This window comes from Streptomyces sp. NPDC058289, assembly GCF_042880975.1.
Classification (GTDB): Bacteria; Actinomycetota; Actinomycetes; order Streptomycetales; family Streptomycetaceae; genus Streptomyces; species Streptomyces stoeckheimensis.
This window is the reverse complement of record NZ_JBHVYI010000092.1, coordinates 19,743-31,955: the sequence shown is the minus strand read 5'-3', so window position 1 is coordinate 31,955 and position 12,213 is coordinate 19,743. Positions and strand designations below refer to the sequence as shown.

Genomic DNA, 12,213 nt, shown 5'->3' with positions numbered 1-12,213 from the left:
CGCCTCACCAGCGAGAACACCATCTCCTGGCGCGACCCGAAGAAGACCACAGAACATGTGATTCCGGGATGAAACATCGGACGAAAACGACCTCTTAGAGGGCGTTTCATCCTGTTGTTTCATCCCGGATTGCCGGGCTGAGGGTGGTTCATGCGCCGCGCCAGCTGGGGGTGGATTCGGCGGTGAGTCTGCGGGTCATGAGGTTGATCATGGCTTAGGAGCGGTGTGAGTGTGCTTCGTAGTCGCGGGCCAGACGGCGGTGATTCATGAGCCAGCCCAGGGTTCGCTCGACGGTCCACCGGAGGGGCAGGACGGTGAATCCCCTGGTGGTGGTGTCGCGGCGGACGATGTGCATGTCGATGCCGAGGGTTGCGGCGTATTCGACGAGGTGTTGGCGGTAGCCGCTGTCGACCCAGGTCTTGCGGACGGTGGGATGGTCGGCGGCGACTCGCTCGATGAGGGTCTGGCCGGCGATGGAGTCCTGCACGCTGGCGGCAGTGACCAGCACCGTCAGGAGAAGGCCGACGGTATCGATGACGATGCTCCGCTTGCGACCGACGATCTTCTTCCCGGCATCGATGCCCTGCTCGCAGGCGGGGACGTTGGTCGAGGTTTTGATGCTCTGGGAGTCGATGACACACGCCGTCGGCTCCTCCTCGCGGCCTTCCTGCCTGCGGACTTGCCGACGTAGGAGGGTGTTGAGCTGGTCGAAGACACCTTCTTCCTGCCAGCGGGCGAAGTAGGCGTAGACGGTGTTCCAGTGCGGGTAGTCGTGCGGCAGGTAGCGCCAGGAGATCCCGGTCCGGTTCACGTAGAGGACTGCGTCCACCAGGCTGCGCAGGTCGTGGTCGGGTGGCCGGCCGATGTCCAGGCCGCGGCCGCGGCGCTCGGACCGCCACGCGGTCAGGACCGGCTCGACCAACTCCCACCGGGCATCGGACAGATCGCTCGGGTATCGACGGCGTTCAGGCATGATTCCGAGCTACCCACCCACGGCCTGGCGGGTCCGGGCGCAGAGATACCGGCGCCCGAAGCACACGGCGCACAACGCGGCGTCTTGGGATGAAACAGGAGCAGCTAGGCCAACACGGCGGCGGAATCACGACTCACGCACCACCACTCACGCCAGCCTCAACAGCCCCAGAGTAAGCGAAGCCCAGACCGGCATATAACCACGCAGATCTGGGCTAAACGCCCCCTTAAAGGGCGTTTTGTTCTGACGGGGGCGTTTGGTAAGTCGCGTGGTAGCCATCACGGAAGAGCGGTCAGAACCCCCGTTGGCCCCGAGGGACAACTAGAACGCTAATCACGGACAGCGGTGACCTGCGGAAATACCACAGGGCTGATATGGACGGTCCGTGCTCAGTAAGGCGACGGCTGAGGCGCCGCCGCCGGTCAGGGCGTCGGGGAGGCCTCCGTGAGTGACATCCAGTCTCGGACCGCGTCCTGGTGTGAACCGTTCACCGTGCTCGTGGCCACTGCCTTGGCTTGCTCGATGGAGCATGGCGCTCCTGCGCGGGTGAGCAGGACCAGTGGCCACCCTGGTCCCGTGCAGACTGGCTCGCCATCGAAGGGCGTCCACTCCCAGGGGCCGTCGAACCGCCATGCCCGGCCAGTGGCGTCGGCGACCTCGTCACCCAGGTCGAGGTGGGCGTACGGCCGCATCAACAGTTCGAAGCCGAAGGGGATCCCGTCGTCGGGATGCATGGTGTATCCCGAGCCGTCGAGATGGCTCCCATCCGGATACTCCCGGTAGGACACGCCGCGGCGCAGCAGCGCCACCGTCTGTCGCGGGCGGGGCAACCAGCCCGTCTCAAGGGGCGGGTCATGGTGATCTACGGCCGTCACGTGGACCACGGTCGGTGGCACTCCAACCCGACAGACGTCTCCTGCCTTCAGATGTTGGGGCGGCGGTTCGGTACGGAACAGTTCCGCCTGCACGTCAGGCGCGACGTACTCGCCAGTCTCCACGCCCAAGGCAACGACGCCGTTCCAGTGGAAGAAGTCGCTGTCGCTGTCAATTTCCCACCACGGCCAGCGCACGGACACATAGTCCCAGGTCACGCCCTGCTCAACTCTGGCCGGCGTGAAGGGACAGGCGACCGACAACACGTCGCCGACCCGGAAATCACGCGCATCCGCATCCATCATCGGGCCAGGGTAGAGGGGGCCTCCTCGCGTTCCAACGGGGCCTACCCACCGGGCCGACCCGGGCGTGGTGCCAAGCACGATGGGCACAGGGGCCAACTAGATCGCCTAGTCCGCTGGCCTGCGGAAATGTCACAGAGGGCTGATGGCGTGACGCTGCACTGCCAATGCTCCGGTCACTCAGCAGGCGTCGCCCGTCGGACTTGCCCGTTCCTCGGAGCCGACTACTGGGCGACTGATGTCGTGCCGATGGCACGGCGGAATCTTGCCCACAGTGAGGCCGGCAAGGTGACGGCGGAAACCGTGGCAGGTGAGCCGGTCTCCGGTGATGTGACGATCCGCTCTGCCCGAAAATCATGAGCATCGCCGCGGAACGCGACGGCGTCCTCGCCGATCCCGACTGCTGTCACGAGGGTGTCCAGGGCCGTGTCGGCCCGCTCGTGCGGCTGGGTGAGCCAGACGTACGAGACGCCGAGTGGATTGCCGTCGTGCCTGCTGATCGCGAATCTGAAACCCTCCAGCCGGAACAGAACGACGTCCAGTTCGTCGAGCCCGTCCCACGACCGCTCCACGTGCAGACGTAGCCGCTGAGCAATGGGCTGTACCGGCAGCGCCAGCGCTCCGATCATCTGGAACAGCGGAGCGGAGTGCTCCCAGACGCTGTACTGGTTGGCGGGGTTCTTGCCGGTGTAGTAGGGCGGTTGCGTCGCCGGCTGCCAGTCCGGCTCAGGACCCGGGACCTCGATCTTTGTCACAGCAACTCCTCCCCAGGGCCTCTGGCCAACTGGTGATCAACCTACCCTCACCAGGCCGACCGGGTTGTGCGGCGCTGGTCAGGCCCGGCCGCGGTGGCTGGACTGTCCATTGGATTTGGTTGCGGACGAGGCTCTCAAGACGTCGAGGGCGCGGTCCCGGCATCGTTCACCAGTCCCGGCCAGCGGTCAGCTCCTCCGAATCCGCATCTGTGAACCCGTACGCCGACGCGACGAAACAAAACTCGTCACAGATCACTCCCGTGCAGCCGTCTCGATCCCGCTTCCGGCCGCCACGAACTCCCTGTCCAGCAGGTTGAACTCTTCCGTCGCAGCCTGGGTGAGCGCATACAGGGTCCCCAGATCGGACGGCTTCTCGGTCTCAATTCGTTCGCACAGCCGTAGCAGTATCGCCTTCCCTTGGTCGACTACGCGATCTGGAAAATATGAGTCGTCGTACATCTGCCGCAGGAACGTGTGTCCCGCTACCTGCTGGGTTGCGACCGGCATGGCGCTTTCCTACCTCCGCGAAGACCTGACGTGCCGATCATGCACTGCACCACTGACAACGACGCCCGCTGTGGACGCCAGACCCCACGCGACCGGAACTTTCACAAAAGGCCCTATCGGCCGACGGTGCTCCAGTCGGTGGGGGCGGGCGATACCGAGCGGTCCGCAGCGTGCTCGCGGAGGCGCCGGGTCAGTTCCGGGAGATCGTACGCAGGGAAGCTCACCTGGAGCAGCTGCAGGCGAAACCGCGATGTCAGCTCCTCCTTGAACATCGCCGCGTCCATCGGCTTGACCGTCACGTCCCACGCGTCCGGAGCCGCCCAGTGCGTCATCCGTACGTAGAACGCGTCCCGCGGGCCAGCATTCGCCACGGCCGAGAGGAAGGCGAGGCCGCTGTCGACCGGGAAGTCGACGAGTATCCGGCCGCGCCTGGACTTCACCCACTCCGCCATGTGCGGCAGCTTCTCCGGCCAGTCCGCGTTGCTCTCGCCCACGTCCTGGCAGCAGGTGAAGGTGTCGAACCCGCACTCCCACGTCGCCTGGATTGTGGGTGCGAGCTGTTCGTCGATCTGTGCGTGCCGGTCGCCCACCTGCACGAGAACAGTGGGGTGGGTGCCTTCGTAAGACGTCATCGGGCGAGCATAAAAGCGGGGTATGACAACCCTCAGCCCATGCTTGTGTTGACAGTCCCTCAAAAGACCCGTTCTCGCGCGACCTCGACGCGACTTCATGCTCAGCCTCAGTCTCCTCCGGCGGAGCGCCGGCGTTTTCAGTTGAGCAGGGGATTGCCCCGGAGGTTCCCTTCCCCGCACGGCCAGGGGCCCTCTGCCAGAGGGCCGAGCGGTGTACGGAAAACCAGGACCTCGTTGTCCAGGGAGACAACGACGTTGCCGGCGTTCAGAAGTAGCGCACGACCGATGACTGATCGGCTGTCGTCCATGGCGAACAGCTCGTGGGCGGCGAGGTCCGTGCCCACTGCGAGTAGCTTGCCGTCGCGCCAGAACACCGTGGTTCCCTCGCAGTCCATCGCGGGGTCGGACGTGTAGTAACCGGTCAGCGCTGGCCCGTCCACGAGGGTGTTGTCCGCTGCGAGCCGCCGGAAGCGTGATCGCGAGGGCAGGCGGTTTTCGAGCTCGGGGCCGCTGGCGCTGCCGTTCTTGTCAACGAGCATGGCCCCGTGGCTGGCCCAGCGCGCGCTTTCGGTGCCGTCGCGGCCGAAGTGGCCGGTTGTGAACGCGCCGTAGCCCTGGGATCCGATCAGGAACTGGCCAGGGCCAGCTATCGCCTTTCGGCCTGTGGGAGCGGGAGAGGTGGCCGAGATGGTCTCTCCGCTGTTCAGGTCGAGGAAGAACGTCCGTCCGATACCGCCCCGTGTGTCGGTGAAGGTGGCTGCGATCCGGTCGGCCGAGACGAGCAATGGCTCCCTGTGGTCCACGCCGATCTCCTCCGGGACCCAAGGAGTACGCGGCCGGAGCTCCCATCCATTGCGGACTCCCATGTCCACCACACCCGGGAACGACACCGCACCGAGCACGATGGGCGTGGACCAGAGGCACGCGCCTTCGCGCGTGTACCGGGCCACGCGAGGTTCCGGTGCAGACGTGGTCCGGCTTCGTTGCCCACGGACCAAGCCGGAGGCGCTGACCCAGGAAATGACGAACCCGTCGTTGAGGAGGACGAACGCCCCGATCTCCTCCTCGGGCCGGCACTCCGGGCGGGCGGTGGCCCCTGCGTCGTCGAGACGCTGCGCTGCTTCCGCGCGCACGCCAGCGTCAGGCATACAAAGGGGCACCTTTGGCCCGCTGCCTAGCGGGTGGCCCGACGGCGGGGTCAGGTAACGGCTCAGCGCATCCATCTGTGCCAGGTCCGCCAAGAGCGACACGGAGTCGAACGGCGAGTAGGGCACTCCATCATGGATCGCGAGCGCATAGTCCTCCCGCAGCAGGAGGCCGATCACCCGCCGGTAGTCCCACAGCCGCCCGCTGACCAGGGAAATCGTGAAGGCTTCCACCCATGACCGGGCCGTCGGTGCTTCCCCGACGACCGCGCCGAAGTCCTTGTCCTCACTGGTGAGTTTCTCACCGATGAGCGGAAAGAGGATCTCCTGCTGTCCGTTGGGGAAGCAGCCCCAGCTCAGCAGGCCGAGCGAGCACTCTGCGGCCGTGTGCAGGACGTCGCGCAGCTGCTCGTCGGGGGAGGTACCGGTGGCGATCCTGGCTGCCGCATGGTCGAGGAGTTCATCACGCATCTCGCGCAGGAGGCCCATGGACAGACTGCCGTACTGTATGGAATGCCACCGGCTGAAGGTACGCGGGCGTATGTCCTCAAGCGCCCGCGTCAGTCGCTCACCGTTGACGTCGCGGGGTGTCGCTTCCGGCACTGCGCCAGCCCTTCCATGGTCACGTGGTTTGGTCGTGGCACGCTATCAGCGGGGTCTGACTACCTGGCGCTGTCAGGGATCATCGTGGGAAGAATTGCCGGGTACGGCGGCACTCAGTTGGCCCTCCCTCTCGGGTCTTGTCGGCCAAACCGGCACACCTTCCTCGCACCTGACCGATCAAGGCAGCACCTGGAGAATCCGGGCACGACTGTGAAGACCAGCGAGGACAGCAGAAGATGGATACGGGCCGGTGGCAGCGTCGATCCATGAAAAGGAACATGTGCCAGCCCCAGACCGCTGGACCAAGACGTTCACCGACCCGCGCCTCTGCGCGGCCATCGTCGACCGCCTCACCTTCAACGGCACCATCATCGAGACCGGAACCGACTCCTACCGCCTCGCCAGCACGCGAGCACGCGCCGAAGCCGCGGCCAGCTAGCTCCCGCCAGGGCCGTCGGTCACCTCTCCAGCCTCAAGGGGAATTGGCCGACAGCCCATCAGCTCGAAGCGCGGTCCGCTAATCGTCGGGGGCGCAGGCTCTGGGTCAGGCACGGGCTGGCCGACGTCGGATGACCAATTTGGGCGGAAGTGTTCGACCAAGGCTGTGAAGTCGTTCCGCAGATACCGAGAATCGCACGGCATCAGCCGGATCTGTTGGCGGCTGTCAGCCCACCAGATCTTGAAATCGGCAACCGTGCCTTCCGCTGGCCAGTCCTCGATCTCGCTCGACAGCCACATGGAGTCGACAAACCCTCCGACGCTCAGGCCGATGCCCACGAAGATCCCGATCGCACCGGGCCGGGGAACCTTCACCACAGTGCCCTCGAAGACCTGCCCGAAGCGCAGGCCCCTCCGAATCCGAGCCCACTCGGCCTCTGTCACCACGAACAGATCATCGCACCTTCCCCCGTCCGCCTCAGCGACGCGGCACTGCCGTCACTTCTCGGGTTCTGGCTCAAGTTGTGTGATCCGTGCACTGTGTGTGCTCGCGCTAGCCGAGTGCATGAAGGATCAGCTGTACCTCTTGGCGCCATTCCGTCGCGTCGCTGCTGTCCACCCAGCCCTTGGCCAGCTCGGATTCGTCTCCAAGGACGCGGTGAAGTGCTAGGCGAGCCAGAGCACGCAAGGAGGCCGGCAGCTGAGGCAGCGGCTCGTCAGGCCGGTCCTCAGGGGAGATCGCTACCTTGCTGCCTGGGATCTGAGCAGCAACCAGTGCGGCAGCGGCAACTGCCTCTGCTTCGTCCCCACCGTCAATACGGGTGCCGGCTTCTGCGACTTTCCGTAGTGCTCCCTCAAGGGCACTGATGATCTGTTGGAAAGCAAGCCCCCCTGAGCCCGTCAGTGAAGTCGCCAGCGAGATCGCTATCGAATGGTCCGGTTCCCCACGTGCCCATGCTCGTCTCCTGGCAGTCGCTCGTTGCGCGGGGACAGCATTTCAGCAGGCGCTGACAACGTTCACAGAGCGAGGAGTACTCGCTTGCGAAGCAGGCGGAAGCCGGCGCAGCCGAACATCTGGCGCTTGAGCCGATCTGCCAGGTGGGTCCGAGCTCGGGGCACTCCTGGGGTACGCCCTGGCCGAAGCGGACAGGCGTCTATCGGTGACGTCCTCTGGGTGCGGCGTCCTCGCATACGCACAGGGCCGAGCCCGCCTTGTCGACGGCCTGCACCGGTCCCTGGACCGCCTGGGACAACGCCCAGGGACACCACTGTCCGCACACCCTGCGCTGGCGCCGAAGCGCTGACAGGTGAGGTTGATCAGCGGGCATCAGGGGAAGTCTCTGTCCTGCGGTCCGTCGGCTGGACGGGGCCCTGTGACGTAGGCAGCCGCTGTGCGAGAGCAGGGAAAACTTCCAGGGTGGGGTTGATGCATGGTGGAACGGCGCATGTCGGTCGCGACGCACTGGGGCAGTTTTATCGCGGTGGTCGATTCCGGCCGGTTGGTACGCATTGAGCCGACGAGCGATGACCCCGCGCCGTCGCCTATCGGCCCCGGAATGGTGACAGCCGCCGACGACAGCGCTCGCGTGTTGCGCCCCGCGGTGCGCAAGGGCTGGTTGAACGGCCTGCCGCGCGCCCACGACACGGCCAGAGGCGCGGACGCCTTCGTGGAGGTGAGCTGGGACGATGCGCTCACGCTGGTGAGCGATGAACTGCGTCGGGTGCGTTCACAGCACGGAGACAGCGCAGTGTTCGGCGGATCCTACGGATGGGCGAGTGCAGGTGCGTTCCACAACGCGCAGGGCCAACTCCACCGGTTCCTGGCGTTAGGCGGGGGATACACCGACTCGCGCAACACGTACAGCACTGCGGCTTTGGAAGTCATCCTCCCCCACGTGATCGGCGGGCATCCCTGGAGCTACCAGTCCCGGATGCCGATGTGGGACCAGATAGCCGAGAACTGCGAGCTCGTGGTGGCGTTCGGCGGGCTGGCCCTCAAGAACAGTCAGATCAACCCTGGTGGGCTGGCCAAACACCAGACGCAGGACCTGCAGCGCCGGTGCCGTGAGGCCGGGGTGCGGTTCGTGAACGTCAGTCCCATCCGCAGCGACGTCGTCGGGTTCCTTGACGCCGAGTGGCTGCCCGTCGTCCCCAACACCGACACCGCCGCGATGCTCGGCATCGCCCACACGATGCTGGTCAACGGCTGGCACGACGAGGACTTCCTCCGGCGGTGCTGCGTCGGCTTCGACCGCTTCGCCTCCTACCTGCTCGGCGAGCTCGACGGTGTCCCCAAGGACGCTGCCTGGGCAGCGGAGATCACGGGCATCAGCCGTGACGCGCTCACCGACCTCGCCCGCCGCCTTACGACCCAGCGTTCGCTCATCATGGTCAACTACGCGGTGCAACGGGCAGACCACGGCGAACAGCCGATCTGGATGTCCGTCGTGCTGGCCGCCATGGCGGGCTCGATGGGCCGGCCCGGCTGCGGCTGGGGCGCAGGTTACGCGACGATGGACGCGACCGGCGTTGCTCCGGGCCGCCCCTCGGTGGCGACGATACCGACGGTGTCCAACCCCGTTCCGGATTTCATCCCGGTCGCGAGGATCGCCGACACCCTGCTGCATCCGGGCAAGACCATCGACTACGACGGCCAGCGCCTCACCTTGCCCGAGCTTCGCCTCGTGTACTGGTGCGGAGGCAACCCGTTCCACCACCACCAGGACCTCCATCGGTTGACCCGTGCCTGGCAGAGGCCTGACACGGTGGTGGTTCACGAAGCCTGGTGGAACACCACGGCCAAGTTCGCGGACATCGTCCTGCCCGTCGCCACCGGACTGGAGCGAGACGACTTCGCCGCCGGATTCTCCGACCCCCACCTCGTCGCGATGCCGAAGGTCCGCGAGCCGGAGGGCGAGTCGCGCACCGACCACCAGATCTTCGCCGCCCTGGCCGCCCGGCTCGGATACGAGAAGGAGTTCACGCAGTCGCGTTCCGAGATCGAATGGGTCCGGCAACTTTACGAGCAGACAAGGGCCCAGCTCGGCGACGAGGCCGACTTGCCGAGTTTCGACGATTTCTGGCGCAGCTCCACCGCTGAGCTGCCGGCGCTGGTCGGACCGTTTCCCGGGAGCTTCGAGGCGCTCCGCTCGGACCCGCGGCGTTTCCCCCTGCCGACACCGTCGGGCAGGATCGAGATCTTCTCCGAGGAGATCGACTCGTTCAGCTACGACGACTGCGCCGGGCATCCGATGTGGTTCGAGCCAGTGGAGTGGCTTCACGCTGATCTGGCGGACCGATTCCCGCTGCATTTGATCTCGAATCAGCCCGCCTCGCGCCTGCACAGCCAGTACGACAACGGCGGCCACAGCCTCAGTTCAAAGATCCGTGGCCGTGAGCCCGTGACGCTCAATCCGTCGGACGCCGCGTCGCGCGGCATCGAAAAGGGCATGATCGTACGCGTCTACAACGACCGAGGCAGCTGCCTCGCGGGCGCAGTCCTGTCGGACGACCTCATGCCAGGCGTCGTACAACTGTCCACCGGAGCGTGGTGGGATCCGGTCCAACCGGGCCTGAGCGGAACGTTGGACCGCCATGGCAATCCGAACGTCCTCACGGCAGATCGGCCGTGCTCACGCCTGTCCCAGGGGCCGAGCGCTCTCAGTGCGCTGGTCGAGGTCGAGCTGTACAAGGATCCCCTTCCTGGTGTGCTCGCCTTTACACCACCAAACCTCGAACGTTGACACGAAGACTTCCTGCCTCGTTGGGCACGTTTCGATGTACGCCCACGTCAAGCGCGTAGCAGCCCGGTCAGACCGTCGAAAGCACCCATACTTGCCGTTTGCGCCTGCGTAACGGCATGAATACTGTGCGCATTCATGACTGCACTTCAAGACCTCAAGTACGGCCAGTGGTTCAGGGGCGCCGACGTCGACGGCGACGGATTCATCACCCAGCGGGACGTCCGCATGATGAACGAGCGTTACGTCGCAGCCCGCGGCACCGCGCCGGACTCCGCGACCGCCCGCCTGCTCACCGAGGGGATGGACGCCTTCTGGACGAACGTGATCGCCCCGATGGATCAGGACGGTGACGGCAAGGTCGACCTGCGGGAGATGACCGAAGGGTTCAGGCGGGTCCTGACCGACCCCGCCCTGTACCCGGAACAGATCGAGCCGGTCACCAACTGCTTCTTCGACCTCGTCGACCTCAACGGCGACGGCAAGATCGACCAGGCGGAGTTCCAGCAGATGTTCAACTCGGTCGCCGGCGTTCCCGGCGAGGACTGCGCCGCGGTCTTCGCCGCTTTGGACCGGGACGGCTCCGGTGCGCTGGACCGTGCCGAATTCCACCAGGCGGTCACGGAGTTCTTCTACGGCAACGACCCGGACGCTCCTGCCAACCACCTCTTCGGCAGGGTCGCCAGCTGACGGCCCCACACGCGGCCCGGGGACCGCATGCCCACACCACTGCTGGTGTGGGCATGCGGCGTGAAGACCTCATCGTGCGCGCCTCCCGGCCGTCGGCGGGGAGGACTGCTCCAAGGCTCCGTCATGGTGGGGCCCCGGCGGGTACAGATCTTCGTCGCCGCCTCGGCAATGCGGCCGGGCGGTCACGAGAAGCGTCAGAAATACTGCTGCACATGAATGATTTCCCACCCACCGGCACGTCCGGCAACCTCGGTCTGCCGCGACGACGGCTGGTCCCCATGACCGGCCGTGACCCTGAAGAGCACGGGCGGACCTCCTCGCCGCTGGAGCTGTTGTTCGACTTGACCTTCGTGGTCGCCGTCGGCACGGCGGCGTTCCAGTTCGCCGAGATGACCGCCCAGGGACATGTCGGCCAGGCAGTCATCGCGTTCGTACTGGCGATGTTCGCGATCAGCATCGCCTGGATCAGCTTCAGCTGGTTCGCCTCTGCCTTCGCCACCGACGACTGGCTCTACCGGGCCGTGACGATGCTGCAGATGATCGGCGTCGTCGTGTTCTCGCTCGGCCTGCCCGCGATGTTCCACTCCGTCGAGGAGGGCGGCCACCTCGAACTGCGTGCCATGGTTGTCGGCTACGTCGTGATGCGGATCGCGATGGTGCTCCAGTGGTGGCGCGCCGCCCGGCAATCCCCGTCGTTCCACGGCGTCGGCATGGCCAACATCCGCTGGACGGTAATCGTCCAGGCCGGGTGGATCGTCGTGGCCTTCGTGCACATGCCGATCAGCGCCGTCTTCGTCGCGTTCGGCATCCTGGGCGCCCTCGAACTCGTACTGCCGGTGCTGACGCAGGGCTCCGCAGGCGGCACACCCTGGCACCCGCACCACGTCGCCGAACGGTACGGACTCTTCGCGATCATCGTCCTCGGTGAGGGCGTCGTCGGTACGGTCGCCTCCTCCGGCGACCTCCTGGGTGGCGGAGACGGCACGCACTGGACCTGGAACGCCATCGCCGTCGTCATCGCCGGCGTGGGCCTTACCTTCGGCATGTGGTGGATGTACTTCCTGACACCGTTCGGCGACATCCTGGTACACCGCCGCAGCCGCGGATACCTCTTCGGCTACGGCCACATCCCCCTGTTCATCGGCGTCGCCGGAGCAGGCGCCGGGCTGCACGTGGCAGGCCTGTACATGGAACACCACGCCAAACTCTCCGGCACCGCCGTCGTCCTCGCCCTCGCCATCCCGGTCGGCCTCTACATGCTGATGATCTACCTCCTGCACACCCTGCTGCTGTCCACGGCCGACCGCTTCCACATCCTCCTGATCGCCCTCACCATCGCCGTACTCCTCACGGCCATCCTCCTGGCCGCCGTCGGCGTGGCCATCGCGGTATGCCTACTCGTGGTCATGCTCGCGCCATTCGTCACCGTCATCGGCTACGAAACCATCGGCCATCGCCACCAACAGCAGATGCTCGAAGAGCTCGGTACACAGTAGGCATCGGCGGGGCTCGGTCGGTTCACGTGACCGCTGGTACGAGCCGTCGGCGCGGCACG

The 12,213-nt window shown here is 66.0% G+C and carries 9 protein-coding genes and 3 pseudogenes; 4 read left to right on the top strand and 8 right to left on the bottom strand.

Translation table 11 applies throughout. The annotated features are described in order from the left end of the window. Positions 1-148 precede the first annotated feature (148 nt). The 6 genes and pseudogenes from ACFVX6_RS33400 to ACFVX6_RS33375 form a co-directional block, all read right to left on the bottom strand. Positions 149-973: pseudogene (locus ACFVX6_RS33400) on the bottom strand (IS5 family transposase). 422 nt (positions 974-1,395) lie between these two features. Beyond that, the gene (locus ACFVX6_RS33395) at positions 1,396-2,151 is read right to left on the bottom strand and encodes a hypothetical protein (RefSeq protein WP_389697864.1); all 756 of its coding nucleotides are present in this window, start codon (positions 2,149-2,151) and stop codon (positions 1,396-1,398) included. 221 nt (positions 2,152-2,372) lie between these two features. Beyond that, positions 2,373-2,903, bottom strand: coding sequence for a hypothetical protein (locus ACFVX6_RS33390; protein ID WP_389697862.1), 531 nt, complete (start codon positions 2,901-2,903; stop codon positions 2,373-2,375). A 166-nt stretch (positions 2,904-3,069) separates the two neighbouring features. Then, positions 3,070-3,410, bottom strand: a pseudogene (locus ACFVX6_RS33385) (DUF5713 family protein). A 113-nt stretch (positions 3,411-3,523) separates the two neighbouring features. After that, the gene (locus ACFVX6_RS33380) at positions 3,524-4,042 is read right to left on the bottom strand and encodes a hypothetical protein (protein ID WP_389697860.1); all 519 of its coding nucleotides are present in this window, start codon (positions 4,040-4,042) and stop codon (positions 3,524-3,526) included. A gap of 137 nt (positions 4,043-4,179) precedes the next feature. Further along, positions 4,180-5,676, bottom strand: a complete 1,497-nt coding sequence (locus ACFVX6_RS33375; protein ID WP_389697858.1) for a hypothetical protein — start codon at positions 5,674-5,676, stop codon at positions 4,180-4,182. A 412-nt stretch (positions 5,677-6,088) separates the two neighbouring features. Between ACFVX6_RS33375 and ACFVX6_RS33370 the strand changes: the two are divergent. Then, positions 6,089-6,229: pseudogene (locus tag ACFVX6_RS33370) on the top strand (ATP-binding protein); the annotation flags it as partial. On the opposite strand, the gene ACFVX6_RS33365 reads toward ACFVX6_RS33370, so the two are convergent. Together ACFVX6_RS33365 and ACFVX6_RS33360 are read right to left on the bottom strand one after the other, a co-directional pair. Next, the gene (locus tag ACFVX6_RS33365; RefSeq protein ID WP_389697856.1) at positions 6,226-6,675 is read right to left on the bottom strand and encodes a hypothetical protein; all 450 of its coding nucleotides are present in this window, start codon (positions 6,673-6,675) and stop codon (positions 6,226-6,228) included. The pseudogene ACFVX6_RS33370 and the gene ACFVX6_RS33365 sit on opposite strands and share 4 nt — an antisense overlap. Before the next feature lie 106 nt (positions 6,676-6,781). Continuing rightward, positions 6,782-7,096: a DUF4259 domain-containing protein gene (locus ACFVX6_RS33360; protein ID WP_389697869.1), complete on the bottom strand. Its 315-nt coding sequence runs from the start codon at positions 7,094-7,096 to the stop codon at positions 6,782-6,784. A 577-nt stretch (positions 7,097-7,673) separates the two neighbouring features. On the opposite strand from ACFVX6_RS33360, the gene ACFVX6_RS33355 reads away from it, so the two are divergent. The 3 genes from ACFVX6_RS33355 to ACFVX6_RS33345 all read left to right on the top strand — a co-directional run bounded on the left by ACFVX6_RS33355 (position 7,674) and on the right by ACFVX6_RS33345 (position 12,154). After that, the gene (locus ACFVX6_RS33355; protein WP_389697854.1) at positions 7,674-9,971 is read left to right on the top strand and encodes a molybdopterin-dependent oxidoreductase; all 2,298 of its coding nucleotides are present in this window, start codon (positions 7,674-7,676) and stop codon (positions 9,969-9,971) included. Positions 9,972-10,106: 135 nt separating this feature from the next. Further along, on the top strand, positions 10,107-10,658 hold the full coding sequence (locus tag ACFVX6_RS33350) for an EF-hand domain-containing protein (protein WP_389697853.1): 552 nt from the start codon (positions 10,107-10,109) through the stop codon (positions 10,656-10,658). Positions 10,659-10,870: 212 nt separating this feature from the next. After that, positions 10,871-12,154, top strand: coding sequence for a low temperature requirement protein A (locus tag ACFVX6_RS33345; protein WP_389697851.1), 1,284 nt, complete (start codon positions 10,871-10,873; stop codon positions 12,152-12,154). Positions 12,155-12,213 lie beyond the last annotated feature (59 nt).